The organism is Streptomyces sp. NPDC005494 (assembly GCF_042872025.1).
Classification (GTDB): Bacteria; Actinomycetota; Actinomycetes; order Streptomycetales; family Streptomycetaceae; genus Streptomyces.
This window is the reverse complement of the sequence record NZ_JBIAJR010000005.1, coordinates 338517-361791: the sequence shown is the minus strand read 5'-3', so window position 1 is coordinate 361791 and position 23275 is coordinate 338517. Positions and strand designations below refer to the sequence as shown.

Annotated in this window: 19 protein-coding genes; 8 read left to right on the top strand and 11 right to left on the bottom strand. The window is 72.0% G+C overall.

Annotation, left to right across the window (positions count from 1 at the left end; translation table 11 throughout):
* Positions 1-7 precede the first annotated feature (7 nt).
* Positions 8-367: an NADH-quinone oxidoreductase subunit A gene (locus ACFYQ6_RS18015; protein WP_003992243.1), complete on the bottom strand. Its 360-nt coding sequence runs from the start codon at positions 365-367 to the stop codon at positions 8-10.
* 869 nt (positions 368-1236) lie between these two features.
* Here ACFYQ6_RS18015 and ACFYQ6_RS18010 point away from each other — a divergent pair.
* Complete coding sequence (locus ACFYQ6_RS18010; RefSeq protein ID WP_361583065.1) at positions 1237-2046, top strand: C40 family peptidase; 810 nt, start codon at positions 1237-1239, stop codon at positions 2044-2046.
* Between the two features lie 202 nt (positions 2047-2248).
* On the opposite strand, the gene mptB is transcribed toward ACFYQ6_RS18010, so the two are convergent.
* The 4 genes from mptB to ACFYQ6_RS17990 form a co-directional block, all read right to left on the bottom strand.
* Complete coding sequence (gene mptB / locus ACFYQ6_RS18005) at positions 2249-3751, bottom strand: polyprenol phosphomannose-dependent alpha 1,6 mannosyltransferase MptB (RefSeq protein WP_388763741.1); 1503 nt, start codon at positions 3749-3751, stop codon at positions 2249-2251.
* A gap of 49 nt (positions 3752-3800) precedes the next feature.
* The gene (locus ACFYQ6_RS18000; protein ID WP_361583071.1) at positions 3801-6047 is read right to left on the bottom strand and encodes a PQQ-binding-like beta-propeller repeat protein; all 2247 of its coding nucleotides are present in this window, start codon (positions 6045-6047) and stop codon (positions 3801-3803) included.
* Between the two features lie 43 nt (positions 6048-6090).
* Positions 6091-8193: a PQQ-binding-like beta-propeller repeat protein gene (locus ACFYQ6_RS17995; RefSeq protein ID WP_388763739.1), complete on the bottom strand. Its 2103-nt coding sequence runs from the start codon at positions 8191-8193 to the stop codon at positions 6091-6093.
* 120 nt (positions 8194-8313) lie between these two features.
* A complete protein-coding gene (locus ACFYQ6_RS17990) occupies positions 8314-9597 on the bottom strand; it encodes a geranylgeranyl reductase family protein (protein ID WP_145804196.1) in 1284 nt (427 codons plus the stop codon).
* Positions 9598-9694: 97 nt separating this feature from the next.
* On the opposite strand from ACFYQ6_RS17990, the gene ACFYQ6_RS17985 reads away from it, so the two are divergent.
* On the top strand, positions 9695-10213 hold the full coding sequence (locus tag ACFYQ6_RS17985; RefSeq protein WP_361583077.1) for a GNAT family N-acetyltransferase: 519 nt from the start codon (positions 9695-9697) through the stop codon (positions 10211-10213).
* 224 nt (positions 10214-10437) lie between these two features.
* Here ACFYQ6_RS17985 and ACFYQ6_RS17980 read toward each other — a convergent pair whose 3' ends face one another.
* Entirely contained in the window at positions 10438-11130 is a 693-nt protein-coding gene (locus ACFYQ6_RS17980; RefSeq protein WP_361583079.1) for a demethylmenaquinone methyltransferase, read from the bottom strand.
* A 259-nt stretch (positions 11131-11389) separates the two neighbouring features.
* Here ACFYQ6_RS17980 and ACFYQ6_RS17975 point away from each other — a divergent pair, with 259 nt between their 5' ends.
* Both ACFYQ6_RS17975 and ACFYQ6_RS17970 read left to right on the top strand, forming a co-directional pair.
* Positions 11390-11608, top strand: a complete 219-nt coding sequence (locus tag ACFYQ6_RS17975; RefSeq protein WP_361583081.1) for a hypothetical protein — start codon at positions 11390-11392, stop codon at positions 11606-11608.
* A 244-nt stretch (positions 11609-11852) separates the two neighbouring features.
* On the top strand, positions 11853-12686 hold the full coding sequence (locus ACFYQ6_RS17970; RefSeq protein WP_361583084.1) for a DUF3152 domain-containing protein: 834 nt from the start codon (positions 11853-11855) through the stop codon (positions 12684-12686).
* 26 nt (positions 12687-12712) lie between these two features.
* Here ACFYQ6_RS17970 and ACFYQ6_RS17965 read toward each other — a convergent pair whose 3' ends face one another.
* The 4 genes from ACFYQ6_RS17965 to ACFYQ6_RS17950 form a co-directional block, all read right to left on the bottom strand.
* Positions 12713-13357 (bottom strand): hypothetical protein, encoded by a 645-nt coding sequence (locus ACFYQ6_RS17965; protein WP_388763736.1) that lies wholly within the window; start codon positions 13355-13357, stop codon positions 12713-12715.
* A gap of 7 nt (positions 13358-13364) precedes the next feature.
* On the bottom strand, positions 13365-14564 hold the full coding sequence (gene mqnC, locus ACFYQ6_RS17960) for a cyclic dehypoxanthinyl futalosine synthase (protein ID WP_361583089.1): 1200 nt from the start codon (positions 14562-14564) through the stop codon (positions 13365-13367).
* A 72-nt stretch (positions 14565-14636) separates the two neighbouring features.
* Positions 14637-16289: a serine/threonine-protein kinase gene (locus tag ACFYQ6_RS17955; protein WP_388763734.1), complete on the bottom strand. Its 1653-nt coding sequence runs from the start codon at positions 16287-16289 to the stop codon at positions 14637-14639.
* A 381-nt stretch (positions 16290-16670) separates the two neighbouring features.
* On the bottom strand, positions 16671-17549 hold the full coding sequence (locus ACFYQ6_RS17950) for a menaquinone biosynthesis protein (RefSeq protein ID WP_361583095.1): 879 nt from the start codon (positions 17547-17549) through the stop codon (positions 16671-16673).
* 286 nt (positions 17550-17835) lie between these two features.
* Between ACFYQ6_RS17950 and ACFYQ6_RS17945 the strand changes: the two genes are divergently transcribed.
* The 4 genes from ACFYQ6_RS17945 to ACFYQ6_RS17930 all read left to right on the top strand — a co-directional run bounded on the left by ACFYQ6_RS17945 (position 17836) and on the right by ACFYQ6_RS17930 (position 22555).
* Positions 17836-18039 (top strand): cold-shock protein, encoded by a 204-nt coding sequence (locus tag ACFYQ6_RS17945; RefSeq protein ID WP_003967102.1) that lies wholly within the window; start codon positions 17836-17838, stop codon positions 18037-18039.
* Positions 18040-18239: 200 nt separating this feature from the next.
* Positions 18240-19064 (top strand): MerR family transcriptional regulator, encoded by an 825-nt coding sequence (locus tag ACFYQ6_RS17940; RefSeq protein WP_361583098.1) that lies wholly within the window; start codon positions 18240-18242, stop codon positions 19062-19064.
* A 177-nt stretch (positions 19065-19241) separates the two neighbouring features.
* Positions 19242-22199, top strand: a complete 2958-nt coding sequence (locus ACFYQ6_RS17935; protein ID WP_361583100.1) for a BTAD domain-containing putative transcriptional regulator — start codon at positions 19242-19244, stop codon at positions 22197-22199.
* A gap of 200 nt (positions 22200-22399) precedes the next feature.
* A complete protein-coding gene (locus ACFYQ6_RS17930; protein WP_167526143.1) occupies positions 22400-22555 on the top strand; it encodes a hypothetical protein in 156 nt (51 codons plus the stop codon).
* A gap of 128 nt (positions 22556-22683) precedes the next feature.
* Here the strand turns inward: ACFYQ6_RS17930 and ACFYQ6_RS17925 are convergent, their stop codons facing one another.
* Complete coding sequence (locus ACFYQ6_RS17925; protein WP_361583103.1) at positions 22684-23220, bottom strand: hypothetical protein; 537 nt, start codon at positions 23218-23220, stop codon at positions 22684-22686.
* Positions 23221-23275: the final 55 nt, after the last annotated feature.

The window sequence follows — 23275 nt, the reverse complement described above, 5'->3', positions numbered from 1 at the left end:
CAGCCCCTCAGTCCCATTCCAGGCCGCCGCGGCGCCACACATACGCGTAGGCGACGAAGACGGTGAGCACGAAGAGCAGCATCTCCACGAGCCCGAAGATCCCCAGGGCGTCGAAGGTGACCGCCCAGGGATAGAGGAAGACGATCTCGATGTCGAAGACGATGAACAGCATCGCCGTCAGGTAGTACTTGATGGGAAAACGGCCGCCTCCGGCTGGAGTGGGGGTGGGTTCGATGCCGCACTCGTACGCTTCGAGCTTTGCTCGGTTGTACCGCTTCGGGCCGATAAGCGTGGCCATGACCACGGAGAAGATCGCAAACCCTGCCCCGAGGGCGCCGAGCACGAGGATGGGCGCGTAGGCATTCACGCTCCTCGCTCCTTCCAGTCGTCCTTGACCGTTGGACCGCATCGGGCGACCGGCTCGCCACCTCATCAAGATCGTGCACATGTGAGGCAGTTCACAAGCCCGACTGCCCCGCATCCTATGCCTGCCGTCCTGTGATCTGCGACACGGGGTACGCCAACGTCTTTGTGATCTCCACCACCTGACGAACGATCATGAAGTCGGATGAGCGGTGATCTTCGTACGCGAAGCGGCCGAGCGGTTACGAGACGTGACATCTCGCGCTGTTACCGCTGGTCAAAGGCGTACGGCACTATCAATCGACGGCCTCTACATGCAAATTGGCGATGGACGCGTGCAGGGTGATATAGGGATCGACCTCAGATAGCGTCCACCCGGACGAGGGGCTTCCGGTACCGATGTGGACAATGCGCACGCATTCACGAACTTCCGGGCGCGCGGCCGGCCCACACCCCGCAGCCGCCGACGCCGGCCGGCCGGGGTACTCCCGAGGACTCCGACGCGCGGCCATGGAAACGGACATGACTCACCAATAGGTCACGCCCCGCCGCGGCACCTCCCGCCGGGCGCGGGCACGCGGCGCACACCCGCGCGGTTGCCTCTCACGGCACGGCCATACTGTGACCTGCATCACTCCATGCCCACCCCAAGAGAAGCGGGCTTGGCCATCTGTGTGAACGGATGGTAAGCGACGGGCAATTCGGGCGTATTGCAGGAACGCCGTGATCACAGCACTGATCAACGCTGCCCGTTTTGCCCGTTAGGGCGTCAATAAGGGCCCGAGATAAGCGGATTCACAGATTCCGAACGTAACTGTGTCGCAACACACGTTTCTTGATGGGACCCCTACAGCCCTGATAGCGCTAGTACCTATGTCCCACACCGCTCACATACCCAGCCACCGGAAGCCCCGCCAGAGTGCCTCGAAGACGGCGCTGCGGGCAGGAGTTGCCGGTGGCGTCCTCAGCACCATCGCGGTCGCGGGTGCCGCCGGACCGGCCCAGGCCGAGCCGGTGACCCAGACCATCGAGATGCCCACCATCACGGCCGGCCTCTCCACCTCCGTCGCGGCGTCGGCCCAGGCGACCCAGGCGGTCGCTCTCGACCTCGAGACGCAGGCACACGAGGACGCCGCGGCGGCCACCGCCGCCAAGACGGCCAAGAAGGCCAAGGCCGAGGCCGTCCGCAAGGCCGAGGCCAAGAAGAAGGCAGAGGCAGCCGCCAAGGCCAAGGCGGAGGCCGCCGAGCGTGCCTCCCGCACCGCCGAGCGCACCACGCTCAGCGCGCCTTCCAGCTCCTCGTCCTCCTCCTCGTCGTCGAGCGCCACCGGGTCCGCGGCGTCCGTCATCGCGTTCGCGCAGGCCCAGATCGGCGACGCGTACGTATCCGGCGGCACCGGCCCGAACTCGTGGGACTGCTCGGGCCTGGTCCAGGCGGCCTTCGGCTCGGTGGGCATCGACCTGCCGCGTGTCTCGCAGAGCCAGTCGACGGCGGGCACCCAGGTCTCGCTCGACAACCTGCAGCCCGGCGACATCCTGTACTGGGGCGGTGCCGGCAGCGCGTACCACGTCGGTATCTACGTGGGCGGCGGCCAGTTCGTCGGCGCGCAGAACTCCAGCACCGGCGTCGTGCAGAAGTCCCTGGACTACGACCCGCCGTCGGGCGCGGTCCGCGTTCTCTGATTCACAAGCCGCGCACGGCCGGGCGGGACACCGCACAGCCGTACGAACGGCACGGCCGAAGGGCCGTCACTCCCCGCTCGGAGTGACGGCCCTTCGGTGTGCCCGTGACCCGTCACTCCCCGTCGGGAGCGTCGGCGCTTCGGTGTGCCCGTGACCCGTCACTCCCCGCCGGAGTGACGGCCCTTCGGTGTGCCGTGACCCGTCACTCCCCGCCCGGAGCGACGGCCCTTCGGTGCGGCGTGACCGCCTCCACGGCGGCGTCGGCCGGCCGCCGTTGCGCCGGTACGTGCCCTCCGGGCCGCGCGGCGCGCTCCCGGCGCAGCAGCAGGGCGCCCGCCACGCATACGAGGGCCGCCAGCACGAAGCCGTACGGCGGGGTGGAGCCCGAGGGCTGCGTCTCGTAGACGAGGGCCGCCGAGAGCACGGCGAGCACGTCCCGGACCTTGCCGCCGGCCGCCGTCGCGGCGAGCACGGCCGTCCCCCACAGCAGGTACCACGGCTGCACCATCGGGGAGAGCGCCACCAGGGCCACCAGCCCGAGGCCCAGCCCGTGCACCGCTTCCAGGCATCCGGCGGCGGCACGCCACGCCAGCAGCAGGATCAGGGCGACCCCCGCCGCGAGGCCCAGGTTCTGTACGGCGGCCTTGACCGGATCGGGGTCGGTCCCGGCGAGCAGCCGCAGGAGTTCGCCGAGTCCGAGGCCCAGATCGCTGCTCACCGAGAGCGCGGTGTGGATGCGGCCCGCGACGCCCTGCGTGGCCACCCAGCCGAAGCCGGTGCCGCTGAGCAGCGTCAGCAGCACCACGACGGCCCCCGCCACCGCGCCGGGCCCCGACAGACCCTTGGCCACCCGGCGTACGGGCCCACCGGAGGCGGCCCGGCCGACCAGGACGGCGATGAACAACAGCGCCACCGCCGCCGGGGACTTGACCATCATGGCGAGCCCGACGAGCGCCGACCCGCTGATCCATCTCCCCCGCAGCGCGAGCACGACGCCCACCAGCATCAGGCCGATCATCAGCCCGTCGTTGTGGAGGCCGCCCGCCACGTGCATCAGCAGCAGCGGGTTCAGCGCGCCCAGCCAGAGCGCGGCGGCCGGGCTGCGCCCGTGCTCCTGGGCGAGGCGCGGCAGAGCCCAGGCGATGAGTGCGAGCGCCGCCAGGGCGATGAGCCGCATCGCGAGGACCGCGGGCACGATCGTGCCGCCGGTCGCCTCGACCACGCCACGCGCGAGGACGAGGAAGAACGGGCCGTACGGCGCGGGGGTGTCCGTCCAGTGGCCGCCCACGCTCGCGGCGGCGTCACCGCCCTGTCCGGCGGGGTCCAGGACCAACGGCCCCACCTCGTAGACGTCGTGGCCTTCCAGGACCATCGCGCCCTGGGCTATGTAGCTGTAGACGTCCGCGCTGTAGAGCGGCGGTGCCACCACGAACGGCGCCGCCCACCATCCCAGGGTGACCAGGCTCTCCCGTACCCCGGCGCCCGTCCTGCCGTACAGCCACCAGGCGACGACGAGCACGGTCAGCCCGCCGTACGCCAGCGCGTAGCCGGCGGCCGTGACCGCGGTGCCGTGCGGCACCCACAGCCCCCAGGGGTCGTGGGCCGGCAACGTGCCGACGGCCCAGCCGCCCGCGACGGCCGCCGCCGCCCCTGCCGCGCCCAGCGCGCGATACGTCCCGCCGTTCCCCGCCCCGCTTGCCCGCATGGTCCGCAAACCTATCGCAGGGGTACGGGCGGCCCTCCGGTCCGGCCGCTCACTTCTCGGTGAGGGAGATCGTTCCCGCGTGCAGGCGTCCGTCGCCGCCGTCGAAGTACACCCTGTTGTCGGCGACGGCCGCGTCGGGGTCGCCGGACGACAGGCGGGCCTCGGCCGGGGACTCGCCGGTGCGAACGTCGGCGGCGTGCAGGGTGCCGGTCTGCGTGGTGAAGAGCACGGAGCCGTCCAGCAGGCCGTGCAGTTCGGGTTCGCCTTCGGTGTGCGCGGTCCACAGCGGTTTGCCGGTGCCGGCAGCGACCGCGTGGACAGCTCCGGGGCTCCTCGTGCCGTCGTTCTGGCCGGTGCCGCCGAGGATCGTCCCGTCGCTGACCAGGAGCGGTTCGAGCCACTCCGCGCTCTGGACGTCGGGTTCGTAGGTCCACAGCCGTGTGCCCCGCCGGGCGTCGACGGCGTGCAGGACACCGCGGTTGTCGCCGGCGTAGACCGTGTCTCCCGACACCTTGATCGCCGTCACCTCGCTCCCGTATTTCTCCTGCGTGCGGTACCGCCAGTGCTCGTCCCCGGTGTCCGCGTCCAGGGCGTAGAAGTAGCTGCCGCTCCTCTCCCACATCCCTCCGTAGAGCACCCCGTCCACCACCACGAGCGCGTCGGACAGGCCGTACTCGACCGGCCGGGTCCACTTCAGCCGCCCGGTCGCCGCGTCCAGTGCCGACACGGCATACCTGCCGTAGGAGTCCGGATCGTCGGGCACGTCGTACATGGCGTTCACATAGACGGTCCCGTCGGACACCACGATCCGCAGGTAGAGGTGGAACGACGTGCCCGGCGCCGTGTGCGCGTCGGGGTCCAGGCTCCATACCCGCTTGCCGCTGTCCAGGTCGACGCCCTGGATCGTGCCCCGCTCGTTGCCGGCCGCCACCACCAGCCCGTCGCTCACGCCCTCGAAGGACGACGCTGTCGGATCGTCGTACGTCCACAGGGTGTCGCCGCTGTCGGCGTCCACCGCGTGCAGCAGATCGTCCTGGCCCTCGCCGACCACCTTGCCGTCGACGGCCACCGGCTTCCAGAGGTCCGCGTCGGATGGCCACTCCTCCCGCACCGTCAGCTGTTTCGCCGCGGCCGAGGGACGGGCGGAGCTCTTCTTCCCGTCGTCCCCGCCGTCCTGCGAGCCGGAGAAGGCGCGGGGCAGGAGCAGGCCGGCGACGACGGCCAGGACGACGAGGGTGCCCGTCGCCGCGACGACCGCCGTACGCCGCCGCCGGAACCACCCGGCGGGCGGCGCGGGCGGCGCTACACCCAACCGCGCCGTGGCGACGGCGGTCGGCGTCGCGGCGGCCGTGGGCAGGTCCGCGCCCGCCGGGACCGTGGCGGCCTCTTCCGGCAGCGGGTCCGCGCGCAGCGCCATGATGTCGGCGGCGACCGGCGCGGGCAGCCAGGTGGCGCCGGTGAACGTGCCCCGGGCCACGTCGGCCCCCTCCCACCCGCCGAGTTCCTCGATGAGTTCGGGCACTCCGGGCCGCCGGAGCGGATCCTTGGCCAGGCACCGGGTGACCACATCGACGAGCCCGCCCGGCAGGCCCTCCAGATCGGGTTCCTCGTGGACGACACGGTAGGTGATGCCGTACGCGGGCCCGCCGCCGAACGCGCCGGTCCCGGTGGCCGCGTACGCCAGCAGGGCGCCCAGCGCGAACACATCACCGGCGGGCCCCACCTCACGGCCGACCAGTTGCTCGGGCGGGAGGTAGCCGGGGCTGCCGACCACGGCCCCCGTGGTCGTCAGCTTGGTGTCGTCAGCGGCCACCGAGATCCCGAAGTCGATGACGCGGGGTCCGTCCGGTACCAGAAGCACGTTGGACGGCTTGAGGTCCCGGTGCACCACGTCGGCCCGGTGGATCGCACCCAGCGCCTCCGCCAGCCCGGCCCCCAGGGCCCGTACGGACCGTTCGGGCCAGGCACCGTGCGCGGCGACCGCCGCTGCCAGCGAGAGGCCGGGCACATGGGCGGTGGCCAGCCACGGCACGTCCGCATCCGTGTCCGCGTCGACCAGGGGGGCGGTGAAGGGGCCCTTCACCCGGCGGGCAGCGGCCACCTCCCGCCGGAACCGTGCGCGGAAGGACGGGGCATCGGCCAGTTCGTCGTGCACCACCTTCACCGCGGTCGCCCGGCCGCCCGGCGACCGGGCGAGGTACACGCGGCCCATGCCGCCCGAACCGAGCCTTCCGACGATCCGGTACGGGCCGACCCGCTCGGGGTCGCCCGTCTCCAGGGGTGTGAACGCCTGCACCGGCTGCTCCTCACTCGTCACGTTCCGGGCTGCGGACCGGGAATCAGGTCGCGGCCCGGTAGGCGGTCAGCCGTCCGTCCGCTTCCGCGAACAGGGTGTTTCCGGTGATCCCGAAGACCGTGTCGTCGTCCACGTCGACCGGCTCCCGCCATCGGGACTTTCCCGTGCGGGCGTCCAATGCGCTCAGATACCCCTCCGAGTCGTGGACGAGCAGGGTGTCGTCCACGGCGGTCAGGGACGACACCTCGTCGGTCTTCTGCTTCTTGCGCCACAGCACCCGGCCTGAGTCCGCGTCGAAGGCCGACACATAGCCGTCGTTCTCGAAGTAGACCGTCCCGTCGAGGACTTCGGGCCCACCGGCTCCCCCGCCGAGTCGGCCGTCCCACAGCTTCCCCTCGAAGGTGCCGCGCCACGCCTCCTCGCCCGACGCGGCGTCGACGGCGTACAGAGCGCCGTCCTTGGTGCCGAAGTAGACCTTGCCGCCCTCCACCACGAGCCCCGTCTCCACCTCGCTGTCGGCCTCGTAGGTCCAGGTCTCCTTGCGCGTGCGGGTGTCGACGGCGATCAGATCCTTCTCTCCGTGCGTGAGGAGCGTGTCGCCGACGACGGTGACGTCGTCGGACGTCAGGCGGTCGAACCCGTGGTTCCACAGTTCGTCACCCGTGCGCGGGTCGAGGACGTAGAAGAAGGCGTTCATGTGCGCGTAGGCGGCGTCGCCCACGGCAACCGGGGAGGCGTGGAAGGAGTCGTCCATGTACTTCCAGAGCGGAGCTCCGTCGTCCGCGTCCAGCGCGTACAGGTACTGACCGCTGCCGTAGTACAGCAGGCCGCCCGAGACGGCGGTGACCTCGATGCCGTCGCCCACCGTGTTCTTGACGTAGTCGCTCTCCCCGGAGATGTCGGCGACCTCGACGCGGCGGTCCCAGAGTTCGGAGCCGTCGGCGGCGGACAGGGCGGTGATCTCGTGGCCGTCCTCGTTCTGGAGGTAGACCGTCCCCTCCGCCTCCGTGGCCATGCGCTGTCCCTCATCCAGGGGCCGGGACCAGAGTTCCTCGACGTTCGCGGGGGCGGCCGACGGGGAGTCGTCCTCATCCTCGCTCCCGGCCACCTGCCACACGACGGCCCCGGCCACGACAACGGCCAGCGCGGTGGCCACGGCGAGGGCGGTCCGCAGGCGGCGGCGCGGCGGGCAGGTGCTGGTGTCCGGCGGCTCCGGCGTGCCGTCCCCCGCCCGGGGCACGGGCTCGGTGGGCACCTCCGCCTGCATCCGGGTGGCCGAGTCGGCCACCGGGCCGGGCAGCCAGCTGTCCGTCGTGAAGGCCCCCTCTCCGGCGGCCGGCTCCGGGCGCCCCAACGCCTCCAGCAGCCACGCCACCGTGGGCCGGTCCCCCGGATCCTTCGCCAGGCACCGGGCCACCACCCCCGCGAGTGCGGGCGGCAGGGCCCTCAGATCCGGGTCCTGGTGCACGACCCGGTAGTTGACCGCGTGGGCCGCACCGCCGCCGAACGGGCCGCTGCCGGTCGCCGCGTACGCCAGCACCGCTCCCAGCGCGAAGACGTCACCGGCCGGTCCGGCACCTTCATGACGCAGTTGTTCGGGAGGGGTGTAACCGGGTGTGCCGATGACCATCCCGGTCTCGGTGAGCGTGGCGTCGCCGGCCGCCGCCGAGATACCGAAGTCGATGACTCTGGGCCCGTCCGGCGCGAGCAGCACGTTCGACGGTTTCAGGTCGCGGTGCACCAGGTCCTGGGCGTGCACGGCGGCGAGCGCCTCGGCCAGCGCGGCGCCGAGGCCGCGCACCGCCGGCTCCCCCCACACCCCGTGCAGGGCCACCGCCTCCTGGAGCGACAGACCGGGGACGTATTCCGTGGCCAGCCAGGCCGGGCTCCCGGCTGGATCGGCGTCGACCACACCGGCGGTGAAGAATCCCGTCACCCGCTGTGCGGCCTCGACCTCGCGCACGAAGCGCCGCCGGGACACCTCGTCCCGCAGCAGCGCCTCCCGCACCACCTTGACCGCCACCGCGTGTCCCCCTGGCGAGCGGCCCAGGTAGACGCGGCCCATGCCGCCCTGACCCAGCCTGGCCAGAAGCCGGTACGGGCCCACCCGCTCCGGATCCCCTGCCGTCAACGGTACCGACGCCATCGACCCGCCCCTCCTGCCGCCCGCGCTCCCCTGCCGGCCCGTCGCCTCGACAGGCTCCCCTGCACGGGACTCCGGGCACCACCCCCATGGTTCCACCGGGACGCGGGAGGGCGGGGTGGTTCAGGCCTTCGGCGCGACCTTCGAGAGGCCGTTGATGATGCGGTCCATCGCGTCGCCACCCGTCGGGTCGGTGAGGTTGGCGAGCATCTTCAGCGTGAACTTCATCAGCAGGGGGTGGGTCAGACCGCGCTGCGTGGCGATCTTCATGACCTTCGGGTTCCCGATCATCTTCACGAAGGCGCGGCCCAGCGTGTAATAGCCGCCGTAGGTGTCCTTGAGGATCTTCGGGTAGTGCTGGAGCGCCAGTTCCCGCTGCGCCGGGGTCGCCCGGGCGTGGGCCTGGACGATGACGTCCGCGGCGATCTGGCCCGACTCCATGGCGTACGCGATGCCTTCGCCGTTGAACGGGTTGACCAGGCCGCCCGCGTCACCGACGAGCAGCAGGCCCTTGGTGTAGTGCGGCTGGCGGTTGAACGCCATGGGCAGCGCGGCCCCGCGGATCGGCATCGTCATGTTCTCGGGGGTGTAGCCCCAGTCCTCCGGCATGGAGGCGCACCAGGCCTTGAGGACCTCGCGCCAGTCCAGCTCCCGGAAGGCCGACGACGAGTTGAGGATGCCGAGGCCGACGTTGGACGTGCCGTCGCCCATGCCGAAGATCCAGCCGTAGCCCGGCAGCAGCCGGTCCTCGGCGCCTCGCCGGTCCCACAGCTCCAGCCAGGACTCCAGGTAGTCGTCGTCGTGCCGGGGCGAGGTGAAGTAGGTGCGGACCGCGACGCCCATCGGGCGGTCCTCGCGGCGGTGCAGGCCCATGTTGAGGGAGAGCCGGGTGGAGTTGCCGTCGGCGGCGACGACGAGCGGGGCGTGGAAGGTGACCGGGGTCTTCTCCTCGCCGAGCTTGGCGTGGACGCCGGTGATGCGGCCCGTGCGCTCGTCCTTGATCGGCTCGCCGACGTTGCAGCGCTCGTGGAGCCGCGCGCCGGCCTTCTGCGCCTGGCGGGCGAGCTGCTCGTCGAAGTCGTCGCGCTTGCGGACCAGTCCGTAGTCCGGGTACGAGGCGAGGTCCGGCCAGTCCAGCTGGAGGCGGACGCCACCGCCGATGATGCGCAGGCCCTTGTTGCGCAGCCAGCCGGCCTCCTCGGAGATGTCGATCCCCATCGAGACGAGCTGCTTGGTGGCACGCGGGGTGAGACCGTCGCCGCAGACCTTCTCCCTCGGGAAGGCCGTCTTCTCCAGGAGGAGGACGTCGAGTCCGGCCTTGGCGAGGTAGTACGCGGTCGTGGAGCCGGCTGGGCCCGCTCCGACGACGATCACGTCCGCGCTGTGTTCGGAGAGGGGCTCGGTCACGGTCGGATCTCCCGAAGACTCGAATTCGCGTGCCGCGCGGCACATGTCGCGTGCAGTCTATGGGTGCCGGCTGATCAACCTCCCGAAGGGCTCCCCGATGCCGCACGCGCCTGAATCGACCCCGTCCGTACATCTGCGTGTCCCCACCGACGAGGACGCCTTCGCCTGGTACCGGGTCTTCGACGATCCCGAGGTGATGGAGTTCCACGGCGGGCGCTCGGCGGAGTACTCCGTGTACGAGGAGTTGACCGCCCGCCAGCGCCGCCACGACGCGCAGCTCGGCCACTGCCTGTGGACGGTGCTCGACGACGCCGGTGAGGTGCTCGGCTTCACGGGCGCCCAGCCGTGGCCCCACGAGTCCTTCGGGCCGGTGGGTGAGACAGAGATCGGCTGGCGGCTGGGCCGGGCCGCCTGGGGGCACGGCTACGCGACGGCCGCAGCCCGCGCCACGCTGGACCGGATGAGGGCACTCGGGGTGCGGGAGGTCGTGGCGATGATCAACGTGCGCAACGCGCGCTCGATCGCGGTGGCCGAGCGGCTCGGCATGCGGCGGGCCGAGACGTACACGACACCGGTGTCCCAGCAGGAGGCATACTGCTACCGGCTGGAGCTCTGATACCTGAGCGTTCCGGGAGGACCGGGCCGGAGCGCCGAGCCCGGTCCTGGCACCGAGCCCGCGCCTGATCCCGGCCCTGGTCCTGGTCCCGGGCCTGGCACCAAGCCCGCGCCTGGTCCTGGTCCCGGGCCCAGGCCCGGGCCTGGTCCGTGCACGCGTTCAGGGTCGCCAGGGTCTCCCGGAGGGCTCAGGCCTTCCGGGGGGCTCAGGCACTTCCCGGCGGCTCAGGCGCGGACGCCCCGGTGCAGCGCCACCACGCCGCCGGTGAGGTTGCGCCAGGCGACGCCGGACCAGCCGGCCTTCTGGAGCAGTGTCGCGAGGCCGGCCTGGTCGGGCCAGGCGCGGATCGACTCGGCGAGGTAGACGTACGCGTCCGGGTTGGAGGACACCGCCCGGGCCACCGGCGGCAGCGCGCGCATCAGGTACTCGGTGTAGACGGTGCGGAACGGCGCCCAGGTCGGCTGCGAGAACTCGCAGATCACGACCTTGCCGCCGCGCCGGGTGACCCGGTACAGCTCGCTCAGCGCGGCACCGGTGTCCTGGATGTTGCGCAGCCCGAAGGAGATCGTCACCGCGTCGAAGGTCTCGTCCTTGAACGGCAGCCGGGTGCCGTCCCCCGCGGTGAAGGGCATCCACGGGTGGCGCTCCTTGCCGACCCGGAGCATCCCGAGCGAGAAGTCGCAGGGCACCACGTAGGCGCCCGCCCGCGCGAACGGCTGCGAGGAGGTGGCCGTGCCCGCCGCCAGGTCGAGGATCTTCTGGGCCGGGCGGGCGTCGACGGCCCGGGCGACTTCCTTGCGCCAGAGCCGTGCCTGTCCGAGCGACAGCACGTCGTTGGTGAGGTCGTAGTTCGCCGCCACGTCGTCGAACATCGAGGCGACTTCGTGCGGCTGCTTGTCCAGGGATGCTCGGGTCACCCTCCCATTCAAGCAGCCCCCTCCCCGGGCACTCGCGGCGGCGTGGAACGGCTTCGGCCTTTCGGGGCCGGCAGCGCTCGTACAGGGGTGGGACCCACCGGCGAATGGGAGAGGGGGCGGGATGCCGTCCCGCGCGACGGGGGCTCCACCGGCCCGAGCGGTTCCGGGGGCTCGTGGCGCGCTACCAGGGCGAGGCGGACGGGAACGTCTGCACCGTGAACTTCACGGTCCGGCCGGTCGACAGCGAGGCGGCCACGGAGTGCCGGACGTCCCTGCGAAGCGGGCCGCCTGTGTGAAGGCGGCGCTCACCGCGGGGGTCGGGGCGCGGCTGCGGTGCGCCGCCGTCGGCTCCCTGGAGACGACCTCCATGACGATCACCTTCGAATTCGGGAACAGCACGGTCCTGATCCACGTCTCCCCGGACGAGGAGAAAGGGGTTTCCGCGCCGGTGACCGTTCAGCAGCTCCTGCACGGATGAGGGGGAGCGGGCTGCTGGACGACGTGCGGTACGCGGACGAGCACCCGGTGCTCCAGAAGCAGGTCAGCGTCCAGGGCGAGTGAAGCCACCCTCCCTGGGCGGACGTTCCGAGACCACGGACAGCCACCAGAAGATGCACAGCGACGTCGGAAACCGACCACGGGGCGCCACGGGCCCCCGCCGGGGGGCCGGAGCATCCGCTCCGCGGACACGGCCTTCACGCACACAGGTCCGCAAACGGTCCATGGACCGCCGAAGACGGATACGGAGACGGCGCACCCTCCTCGTCGGGGCCGTGGTCGCGGCGGCGGCCGTCGCCGCGTTACTCCGCGTCAATCCCCCGTGGCAGGACGACGGCGCCGCGGTGGCAGCGGGCCGGGAGTCCGGGCGGAGCGCCTCGCCGGCGGCCGACGGCCCGTCCGGCGCGCCGGAGGCGCCGGTGAGCCCCGCGCCCCCGAAGTCCTCCGAGCCGCCGAAGGCCTCGGCCGAGGCCGAGAAGCCCATGGCCCCGGACTCCGTGCCGTCCTCGGGCCCCGGCACGTTCACGGTGGCGCACGCGGGCGTCTCCCAGGGCGGCGGCGGGAGCCGCTACCGCGTCGAGGTGGAGGACGGCATCGGCGTGGACCCGGACGGGGCCGCCGAGGACATCGCGGAGATACTCGCCGACCCCCGTGGCTGGGGCAAGGGCGGGGCCCGCACCTTCCGGCAGGTCGCGGACGGTTCGGCCGGGCTGGTGATCCGGATAGGGACCCCGCGGACCACCGACCGGCTCTGCGGGCAGTACGGCCTGGACACCGGGGGCGAGGTGAACTGCCGCGGCGGGAAGAACGTCATGGTCAACCTCTTCCGATGGCAGCTGGGTTCACCGACGTTCGACGGCACCGCGTCCGAGTACCGCGCGCTGATCATCAATCATGAGGTCGGCCACTGGCTGGGCCACGGCCACGAGACCTGCCCCGGGCCCGGGAAGCCCGCGCCCGCGATGATGCAGCAGATCAAGGGGCTGAAAGGCTGCGTGTCCAACGCCTGGCCGTACGACGCCGAGGGCCGCTACCTGGGCGGCCCCTCCGTGCGGTGAGGCCGGAGGCTGGTGTACCGGAGGTGTCACCGCCGCCGGTACACCAGCCGCCCACCGAGCACCGTGGCCACGCAGGTGCGGGCGCCCGCAGCGCACAGCGCCGCCTCGTCGGGCACGTCGAAGACCGCGAGGTCGGCACGGGCACCGACGGCGAGGGGGCCGTGCGCGGATCCCGGCAGGTCCCGTCCGCGCTTGAAGGGGTCCAGGCTCGGTTCGTCCGAGGAGGGCCCGGCCGGCGGGAGCTCCGTGAGGCCCGCACGGCGCACCGCCGTGCGGACGGCGGGTTCGGTGAAGCCGCCCGCGATGTGCGTGGTGCCGTGGCTCAGCATGCGCTGCAGGCCGCGGCGTACGCTGCCGGCCCGCCGGGGCCCGTCCAGCAGTCCGCCCAGACGCTGGAACTCGGCGCCGGTCAGGGGATGTTCACCCAGTTCGTCCGCCTCACGCGGGTCCGGGTGGTACAGCCGGGTCAGCAGGGCCGCGCCGTCCCGCTGGCACAGCCCCGGGGTGATCACGCCGGGCCACTGCCGGACCCGGGCCGCGGGGTGTGCGTCCACCACCCGGTCGTACGGACCGAGGGCCACGATCCGGTCGCCGTCCACGGCGACCGCACCCCCGGCGACGGCTGCCGCACCGAGCGGAAGGAGCAGCGGCGCGGCATGAACGGTGAGCACGGGTAGGTCAGTTGGCGTCGAGGAGCTTCAGCTCCGGGTGCGCGGTTCCGCCGGCGATCGCCGTGGACGAGATGTGCGAGACGACTCGCTCGTCGACCGGGTCGTTCGCCGGGTCGTCGTGGACGACCAGGTGCTCGTAGGTCGTGGCGCGCTGGGCGGGGACGCGGCCCGCCTTGCGGATGAGATCGATGATCTCCAGCCGGTTGGAGCGGTGCCTGGCACCCGCCGAGGAGACGACGTTCTCCTCCAGCATGATCGAGCCCAGGTCGTCCGCGCCGTAGTGCAGGGACAGCTGGCCGACCTCCTTGCCGGTGGTCAGCCAGGAGCCCTGGATGTGCGCGACGTTGTCGAGGAAGAGCCGGGCGATGGCGATCATCCGGAGGTACTCGAAGAGGGTGGCCTGCGTCCGCCCCTTCAGCTTGTTGTTCTCCGGCTGGTAGGTGTACGGGATGAAGGCACGGAAGCCGCCCGTGCGGTCCTGTACGTCGCGGATCATCCGCAGGTGCTCGATGCGTTCGGCGTTGGTCTCGCCGGTGCCCATCAGCATGGTGGAGGTGGACTCGACACCGAGGCCGTGCGCGATCTCCATGATCTCCAGCCAGCGCTCGCCGGACTCCTTGAGCGGGGCGATCGCCGTACGCGGCCGGGCGGGCAGCAGTTCGGCGCCGGCGCCGGCGAAGGAGTCGAGGCCGGCGGCGTGGATCCGCTCGATGGCCTCCTTGGCGGAGACGCCCGAGATGCGGGCCATGTGCTCGATCTCGGAGGCGCCGAGCGAGTGGATGACCAGCTCGGGGAACGCCTTCTTGATGGCGGAGAAGTGCTCCTCGTAGTACTCGACGCCGTAGTCCGGGTGGTGGCCGCCCTGGAACATGATCTGGGTGCCGCCCAGCTCGACGGTCTCCGCGCAGCGGCGCAGGATGTCGTCGAGGTCCCGGGTCCAGCCCTTGGCGGTGTCCTTGGGCGGTGCGTAGAAGGCGCAGAACTTGCAGGCGGTGACGCACACGTTGGTGTAGTTGATGTTGCGCTCGATGATGTACGTCGCGATGTGCTCCGTACCCGCGTAGCGGCGGCGGCGCACGGCGTCGGCCGCGGCGCCCAGCGCGTGCAGCGGTGCCGACCTGTAGAGGTCGAGCGCCTCCTCCGGAGTGATCCGCCCGCCTTCGGCGGCGCGGTCGAGGACGGGCTGAAGGTCGGCCTTCTCGGTCACCGGGCTGTCACCTTTCGGCGGTTCTTCTGCTGTTCCACGGACCGATCCAGCCTACGCCAGCCCCTGCCGGGGTCAGTCTCCGGACCGGGTGAGCGTGCCCTTCGGCGTGCCCGCCGCCTCCTCGTGGGACTCGTAGAGCAGGGTGCCGGCCGAGGTGAGGGAGAAGTCGAGGTCGGCTTCGCCGCCGGTGCACAGGGCGCCGCCGCGGGCGTCCGGGTCGACCCGCTCCCGGACCTCGAGCGCGGTGGCCGTGCCGCTGACGAGCTTGCCGATGCTCTTGCAGACGACGCTGGTCCCGAGCGCGTCGAAGCGGTACGAGAGCCGGACCACGTCCTCGCCCTTCCTCCCTTCGGTGAACACCGCGGTGACCGTGCCGTGCGGGGCTCCGCTGCGTTCCGACGCGGAGCCCTTCCAGGTACCGGCGAAGGCCTTGGGCAGCGCGCTCACGGGTGCGGACGCCGCGGGGGTCCCCGGCGGTGTGGTGCCGGCGGGGTCCTCCGGCCCGGTTGCCGCCGGCGGCTGCGCGGCGTCGTTGTTGTGGCCCTTCCCGCCGCCGCTGTCGAACAGGTCGCCCATCGTCACGGCGCCGACGGTCACCACGGCGAGGGCGCCGGCGACGGCCAGCGCGACGGTGCAGCTGACCCGCCGTCCCCGGTGCGGGCCGGACCCCGGGCCGGAGTCCATGGTGACGGCGACCCGGGCGCCGGAGCCCTGCTTCTCCGGCGGGTCGGACGGAGGGGGCGGCAGGGGCGGGCCGAAGGTACCGAGCGGCGCGCTCCCCATCGAGGCGTTGCTGAAGGGCACGGGACCCGACTGCACCGGTGCGTCCTGCGGTTCCAGGTCCAGCAGGGCGACCGCCGACCGGCTGACCTCGCGCACGAGGGGGCCCGGCAGCCAGCCCGGGGCCACCAGGGTGGCCGCCCCCGCGGGGGCGAGCCTGCGGGCGAGTTCGGCGGGGGCGGGCCGGGCCGCGGGGTCCTTGGCGAGGCACCCGGCCACGAGCTCCCGCAGTTCGCCCTCCAGCTCGCCGAGTTCGGGTTCCTCGTGCACCACCTTGTAGAGGAGTACGGCGGACGAGTCGCCCGGGAAGGGCGCCGTACCGGTCGCCGCGTACGCGAGGACCGCGCCCAGCGAGAAGACGTCGGCGGCGCCCGAGATGTCCTGGCCCCGGATCTGTTCGGGTGCCATGTAGCCGGGCGAGCCGACGGAGACCCCGGTGGAGGTGAGGGAGACCGTGGCGCCGAGGGCCCGGGCGATACCGAAGTCGATCAGCCGGGGGCCGTCCAGGGCGAGCAGCACGTTGGAGGGCTTCACGTCGCGGTGGATGAGGCCGTGGGCGTGGACGGCGTCGAGCGCCTCGCCGAGCCCGGCCCCCAGGGTCCGTACGGCGTACTCGGGCAGCGGCCCGTGGCGGGTGACCGCGTCGGACAGCGGCGGCCCGGCCACGTAACCGGTCGCCACCCAGGGCACGGCCGCGTCGGGGTCGGCGTCCAGGACCGGGGCCGTCCACTGCGCGCCGAGGCGGCGCGCGGCTTCCACCTCGCGCCGGAACCGCGCGCGGAACTGCTCGTCGAGGGCGAAGTGGGGGTGGACGACCTTGACCGCGACGGTACGGCCGCCCGCGCTGCGGCCGAGATAGACCCGGCCCATACCGCCGGCGCCGAGCCTGCCGAGCAGCCGGTAGGCACCGATGGTGTGCGGTTCGCCGGCTTCCAGCGGCTGCATACGGTCTCCCCCTGTGGACCCCGGGACTCGGACCGCAGCCTAGGGCGCCGGGCCCTCATGGTCACCGACACCCCTTCCGCCGATTTCGCCCCTATGGGCACGAAGCAGGGATTTCGCCACACCGAAAGGCGCGAATACGCCGTTCGTCCGCGTCTATCGGCGTTCACCGGCGGGATACCGGAAGGCGTTCCGGGAGGCATCCGCTATTCGTCCCCGTGTGCACCGGACGGGACTCCTCGACAGAACTCCGGACATTCGCCCCCTTTCCCGGGAACGGAATGCCGGACCCACGCGTCCGCGCTAAAGGGGGCCCTCGGGGGAAGGGCCCGGGAAGGTGCAACATTCATCTTCTTCGCCGCACCATTCCCGGGTACGGCCGTGTCAGCCGCCGAGCAGCTCGACCTTCACGTCGGCCGGGAACCCGGTCGTCGGTCCCGTACGCCGGGCGAACTCGCGCACACCCGCCAGCTGGTCCGGGCCGAAGCGGAAGTCCAGGGTGGTGAAGTAGCGCTCCAGCACCTCGGCGTCGAACGCCTCCCAGCGCGCGGCCTGCTCGGCCACCTTGGTGACCTCCTCCAGCGAGAGGTCACGGGAGGCGAGGAACGCCTCGTGCACCTTCTCGACGTAGTGGGGGTGCGACGCCAGGTAGTCCTTGCGGGCCGCCCACACGGCGAAGACGAAGGGCAGCCCCGTCCACTCCTTCCACATCCGGCCGAGGTCGTGGACCTGCAGCCCGAGCCTGGGGGCGTCGTGCAGATTGGCGCGCAGCGCGGCGTCGCCGATGAGGACGGCCGCGTCGGCCTCCTGCATCATCAGGCCGAGGTCCGGCGGGCAGGTGTAGTAGTCGGGGGTGACGCCGAACCGCTCGGCGAGCAGCAGCTGAGCCAGCCGCACGGAGGTCCGCGAGGTCGAGCCGAGGGCGACCCGGGCCCCGTCCAGCTGCTCCAGGGGGAGCTGGGACACGATCACGCAGGACATGACGTCGCCGTCGCAGCCCACGGCGATGTCGGGCAGGGCGACCAGGTCGTCGGCGTTGCGCAGGAACTCGACCAGGGTGACGGGACCGATGTCCAGATCCCCCCTGACCAGCTGCTCACTGAGTCTTTCCGGGGTGTCCTTCGAGAGCTCCAGGTCGAGCAGGGTTCCGGTCCGTGCCAGGCCCCAGTAGAGGGGGAGGCAGTTCAGGAACTGGATGTGGCCGACGCGCGGCCTGCTGCGACGGTCGTCGCCTTCTACGGGAGAGACGGTTGAATTGTCCACATCGCGAGGCTAGACCCGTGCCCGCCGGCGGGTGTCATCGGGGCGCCCCGACCGCCTTCCGGGGGGCCCGTACGTCACCTCTCCGGCGGCTCAATCAAACATCCGGGTGAAGTGATCTTTCCCTCTACCGCTCCCTGTGGACTGCGTGCTAGGCTCTTTCGCAAGTTGCAGTTTGGTTTCCCTTGCAGTACAGAGCCTGCGGAGCATGTAACCCGCAGGCTTTTGTAGTTTTCAGACTTGTTTGCAGGTTCTGGAGCAGGGCAACCCTTTGGCCCAAGGAGGGCTTATGGCTACCGGAACCGTCAAGTGGTTCAACGCTGAAAAGGGCTTCGGCTTCATCGCCCAGGACGGCGGCGGCCCGGATGTCTTCGTCCACTACTCCGCGATCAACGCGTCCGGGTTCCGCTCCCTCGAGGAGAACCAGGTCGTGAACTTCGACGTCACTCAGGGACCCAAGGGTCCGCAGGCTGAGAACGTCACCCCGGCCTAGTTGCCCGGGTCGGCCGATCGCGGCCGAGTGAGCATTACCCAAGGAGCCCCGCTCCCCCGTTTCGGCGGAGGAGCGGGGCTCCTGCCCTTTCCGCTCAGGGCCCGTTCCGTTCCGCTCAGGGTCCGTCCCGTTCCGTTCCGGAGAAGTCCGCGGCGGCCCTTGACCTTGTCCCCGTGTGAACCCCCGCAATGGGAGCCATCATGTTCACCATCGGAGACTTCGCCCGGCACGGGCGGGTGTCGGCCCGGATGCTGCGCCACTACGACGCCATCGGACTGCTGCGCCCGGACCGCACCGACCCCGACACCGGCTACCGCTACTACGGCGCCGCCCAGCTCGCCCGCCTCAACCGCATCATCGCGCTCAAGGACCTCGGCTTCACGCTCCAGCAGGTGCGGGCCGTCGTCGACGAGCAGGTGGACACGGACGAGCTGCGCGGGATGCTGCGGCTGCGCCGGGCGGAACTGGAAGCCGCCATGGCCGCGGCGGCGGCCCGGCTGACCCAGGTCGAGGCGAGGCTCCGGTCCATCGAGAGCGAGGGACACATGCCCGAGAACGACGTACAGATCAAGCGGGTTCCGGCCGTGCGGGTCGCGGAGGTGACCGGCACGGCCCCTGGGTACCAGCCCCAGGACATCTCCCCCGTCATCGGCCCGCTGTACGAGAGGCTCTTCCCGCTGCTCGCCGAGGCGGGCGTCCGCCCCTCCGGTCCGGGCATCGCCCGGTACGAGGACGGTCCCGGGGGCGACGGTGCGGTCACCGTCCACGCCGGCGTGACCGTCGAGGCCCCGGCCGGCCCGGTCGGAGGCACCGGCGTCACCGTCGTCGAACTGCCCGCCTTCGAGGCGGCCACCATCGTGCACCGTGGCTCCATGGACCACGTCCTCGCGACCGAGCAGACCCTGGCCCGCTGGATCGAGGACCACGGACGACGGTCGGCCGGTTACGCCCGGGAGGTCTCCCTGGAGTGCCCGGAGGACCGCGACGCGTGGGTCACCGAACTCCAGCTCCCTCTCTCCGGCTGACCCGACGTCACCCTCCGCACAGGCCCTCGCCCCCCGTTCTTGTCGAGGGCCTGTGCAGAGCGTCACCCGATACTGACGAGCCCGCCCAGAACAAGGCAGACTGTTGACCGCGATACCAGCGGTACGGAGCAGGGCGGGATCAGCAGGACCGGCGGGGCAGGCAGGACAGGGGGCAACATGGACCGCGACAACGGACCCGGCGTGCGCGTACCGGAGCAACGCGCTCCACGGGAACGCGCGGCCGGCGCCGGCCTGCGCTTCACCGTGCTGGGCCCGGTCCGCGCATGGCGTGACGACGAACTCCTGCCGTCAGGGTCACCGCAGCAACGAGCCCTGCTGGCCGCCCTCCTCCTGCGTGACGGCCGCACGGCCACGGCGGCCGAACTCATCGACGCCCTCTGGGGCGACGACCCCCCGTCCCAGGCACTGGCCACCGTACGGACCTACGCGTCCCGGCTCCGCAAGACCCTGGGCCAGGACACCCTGGTCAGCGAGTCCGGAGGCTACGCCGTCCGGATCCCCCGCTCGGCCCTCGACCTGACCGTCGCTCAGGACATGGCCGTCCAGGCGGAGAAGGCCCGCGGCGGGGGCGACCGCGGTCAGGCGCGCTCGCTGATCAGCAAGCTGCTCGGCCTCTGGGACGGCGAGGCGCTCGCCTCGCTCCCGGGCCCGTACGCGGAGAACCAGCGCACCAGCCTGGAGGAATGGCGCCTCCAGCTCACCGAGACCCGCCTCGACCTGGACCTGGAGCTCGGCTGCCACGCGGAGGCCGTCTCCGAACTGACCGCCCTCACGGCAGCCCATCCGCTGCGTGAACGGCTGCGCGAACTCCTCATGGTTGCCCTGTACCGCAGCGGCCGGCAGGCCGAGGCCCTCGCGGTGTACGCCGACACCCGGCGGCTGCTCGCGGAGGAGCTCGGCGTCGACCCGCGCCCCGAACTCGCCCAGCTCCAGCAGCGCATACTCCAGGCCGACGAGGAGCTGGCCCGCCCTGCGGACGAGCCCGCGGCCGCCTCCGCGCCGGTCCGCCCCGCCCAGCTCCCGGCCACCGTCCCGGACTTCACGGGCCGCGCGTCGTTCGTCCGCGAGCTCGGCGCCCGGCTCGCCACCGCCGAGGGCTCCGTCATGGCCGTCTCGGCGCTGGCCGGCATCGGCGGAGTCGGCAAGACCACCCTCGCCGTGCACGTCGGCCACCAGGCGCGCCCGCACTTCCCGGACGGCCAGCTGTACGTGGACCTCCAGGGGGCGGGCGGCCGGGCGGCAGAACCCGAGACCGTGCTCGGCTCGTTCCTGCGCGCCCTGGGCACACCGGACTCCGCGATCCCGGACTCCCTGGACGAGCGGGCCGCCCTCTACCGCTCCGCTCTCGACGGCCGCCGCATCCTGGTCCTGCTCGACAACGCCCACGACGCGGCCCAGATCCGGCCGCTGCTCCCCGGCACGGCGGGCTGCGCGGCGCTGGTCACCAGCCGGGTCCGCATGGTCGACCTGGCCGGGGCGCATCTCGTCGACCTGGACGTGATGTCGCCCGAGGAGGCACTCCAGCTCTTCACCCGCATCGTCGGCGACGAGCGGGTCCGCTCCGAGCGCGAGGCGGCCCTGGACGTGGTGGCCGCGTGCGGCTTCCTGCCGCTGGCCATCCGCATCGCCGCCTCCAGGCTGGCCGCCCGCCGGACCTGGACGGTCTCGGTGCTGGCCGCGAAGCTCGCCGACGAACGCCGCCGGCTCGACGAACTCCAGGCCGGCGACCTCGCGGTGAAGGCCACCTTCGAGCTCGGCTACGGCCAGCTGGAGCCGCCCCAGGCCCGCGCCTTCCGGCTCCTGGGGCTGGCGGACGGCCCGGACATCTCCCTCGCGGCCGCGGCCGCGCTCCTCGACCTGGACCTCCACACGGCGGAGGACCTCCTGGAGTCCCTGGTCGACACCAGCCTCCTGGAGTCCGCGGCCCCGGGCCGCTACCGCTACCACGACCTGGTGCGGCTCTACGCGCGCGCGTGCGCGGAGCGCGACGAACAGCCCCCGGTGGAGACGGAACTGGCGCTGTCACGGCTGCTGGACTTCTACCTGGCGACGGCCGCGGGCGTGTACGCGCTGGAGCGGCCGGGCGACCGGCTGGTGGACCACCTGGAGCCGACGGAGCACGCCGGACTCACCTTCGCGGACCGGCACTCGGCACTGGACTGGCTGTACGCCGAGGCGACCAACCTGCTGGCGTGCGTACGCCAGTCGGTTCGCCCGGCCACCCTGGCGCGCGCGGTCGACCTTCTCTACGCCGCCCTGGACCTGGGCGAGTCGGGCGCCAACTCGAAGCAGTACGAGGCGGTCGCGATGACCGTCAGGGAGGCCTCCAGGGCGTGCGGCGACCCCCGGGCGGAGGGGCGCGCCGTCATGTCGCTGGCCAACGTGCACCAGCTGGCCGGGCGGTTCGACCACGCGGACCGTGAGGCCCAGGAGGCCCTGCGGCTCGCCGGTACGGTCGACGACCGGCTGCCCGCGTGCTGGGCGTCCAACGCCCGGGGCATCATCGCGCTGTACCAGAACCGTCATGCGGACGGCGAGACGTTCCTGAACCAGGCGATCGAGGCGTTCCGGAGCGACGACAACCGCCCCGGCGAGGCCAGCGCCCTGTGCAACCTCTCGCGCATCCACCTCGCCACGGGGCGGACGGACAGTGCCATCACCCTGGCGACGGCGGGCATCGAGATCTACGACTCCCTCGGCCACGCGCTGAGGGGTGCCAACGGCCGCTACGCCCTCGGCATGGCGCTCACCCAGAGCGGGAAGCCCACGGCGGCGGCGGCACAGCTGAACGAGGCCCTGGCCATATTCCGCGACAGCCGCCAGCGGCTGTGGGAGGGCATGGCCCTGTTCAGGCTCGCCGAGGTCGACCTCGCTTCGGGCCGGCCCGCCCAGGCCGCCCAGTACGCCGAGCTGGCGCTCACGGTCCTTCGCGGCATCGGCGGGGAGTGGCGCCGCGGAAATGTGCTCACCGTCCTGGGCCGGGCGCTCTCCGGAATCGGTCAGACCGGCCGCGCCCAGGTCTGCTGGGCCGAAGCGCTCGCGATCTACGAGGAGCTCGCCTCACCGGAAGCGGCCGATGTCCGGTCACTCCTGTCACCTGCGGCAGCCGCCTGAAAACGGGGCGTTCATCGTTCGTTTATCGCTGCCCTGCATGCTCATGCCTGTCGATCCGTCGCGTCGGGGGGCAGACGGGGGCGACAGCGGCCGTGCCACTAGGGTGAACGGCCCCGAGAGGCCCGTCCGGCAGTCCACGGGGGAACAGCCGGACGGGCCTCGCAAACCCATCGTGCAGTGCAGAGAGGGAGTTGACCATCATGGCCGACGCCAGCAAGCAGGACCCGATCTTCAAGCCGGCCGACCAGCACGCCACCGGCGAGCCGGAGACGCCCATCACGACGCAGGACCAGCACGCGACGGGCGAGGAGATCACCACCCTCGACCAGCACGCCACGTCCGAGCCTGCCAAGTAGACCTCAATCGCACGGGGGGTGGCCGCGGCGGCGCGGAGGGGGAGCCGTCGCGGCCACTGCATGTCCGCGCCCGGCGCCCGGCATCACGCCGGGCGCCGGGCGCAGTGCACCGGATCGGCCCCGCTCGGTCACATGGGTTCGGCCGTGACCAGGCAGCGCTTGACGCGGGAGACCAGGCGCGGGCTGTCCATCTTGACGCTCAGGGTCCGCGTCTCGTCGTAGTCGAGTTCGACCGTGGCCTCGCCCGTGTCGACCGTCAGGCCCTTGGCGTCCACGAACGTCACGTCCACGTCGTACGTCTGCGTGCCGTACGCGGTCGAGCGGATCTCGATCGTGGACGTGGTCACCGCCCTGCGCTTGCCCTTCTTGGGCTGGGCGCAGCGGATGACGCGGATCTCGGGGGCGTCCGAGGCGGTGGGGCTGGGGGTCGCGTTCGACGAGCCGCCGGACGAGCCGGACGAACTGGACGAGCTGTCGTCGTAGTCGTCGTCGTAGTCGTGGTAACTGCCGTTGCTCTTCTTCGAGTTCGAGCACCCGCCGCCACTGCTGGAGCCGCTGCTGCGGCTCTTCCCGCTCTTGCCCCCATGGCTGGACGTCGAGAATCCGGTGAGCGCGAGCACCACCACGACCAGTACCGCCGCGAACCTCATCTGTCGCCGCACCATCGTTGCAGCCCCCCTCGTCGTGATCGGCTTCCTCGGCCGTCGCACGGCCGCGCGA

Bases quoted from the DNA above. Each gene is read 5' to 3' on its own strand.
- ACFYQ6_RS18010 (WP_361583065.1), top strand. From the start codon at position 1,237: ATGTCCCACACCGCTCACATACCCAGCCACCGGAAGCCCCGCCAGAGT.
- mptB (WP_388763741.1), bottom strand. From the start codon at position 3,751: ATGCGGGCAAGCGGGGCGGGGAACGGCGGGACGTATCGCGCGCTGGGC.
- ACFYQ6_RS17995 (WP_388763739.1), bottom strand. From the start codon at position 8,193: ATGGCGTCGGTACCGTTGACGGCAGGGGATCCGGAGCGGGTGGGCCCG.
- ACFYQ6_RS17985 (WP_361583077.1), top strand. From the start codon at position 9,695: ATGCCGCACGCGCCTGAATCGACCCCGTCCGTACATCTGCGTGTCCCC.
- ACFYQ6_RS17970 (WP_361583084.1), top strand. From the start codon at position 11,853: ATGGACCGCCGAAGACGGATACGGAGACGGCGCACCCTCCTCGTCGGG.
- ACFYQ6_RS17955 (WP_388763734.1), bottom strand. From the start codon at position 16,289: ATGCAGCCGCTGGAAGCCGGCGAACCGCACACCATCGGTGCCTACCGG.
- ACFYQ6_RS17945 (WP_003967102.1), top strand. From the start codon at position 17,836: ATGGCTACCGGAACCGTCAAGTGGTTCAACGCTGAAAAGGGCTTCGGC.
- ACFYQ6_RS17940 (WP_361583098.1), top strand. From the start codon at position 18,240: ATGTTCACCATCGGAGACTTCGCCCGGCACGGGCGGGTGTCGGCCCGG.
- ACFYQ6_RS17935 (WP_361583100.1), top strand. From the start codon at position 19,242: ATGGACCGCGACAACGGACCCGGCGTGCGCGTACCGGAGCAACGCGCT.
- ACFYQ6_RS17930 (WP_167526143.1), top strand. From the start codon at position 22,400: ATGGCCGACGCCAGCAAGCAGGACCCGATCTTCAAGCCGGCCGACCAG.
- ACFYQ6_RS17925 (WP_361583103.1), bottom strand. From the start codon at position 23,220: ATGGTGCGGCGACAGATGAGGTTCGCGGCGGTACTGGTCGTGGTGGTG.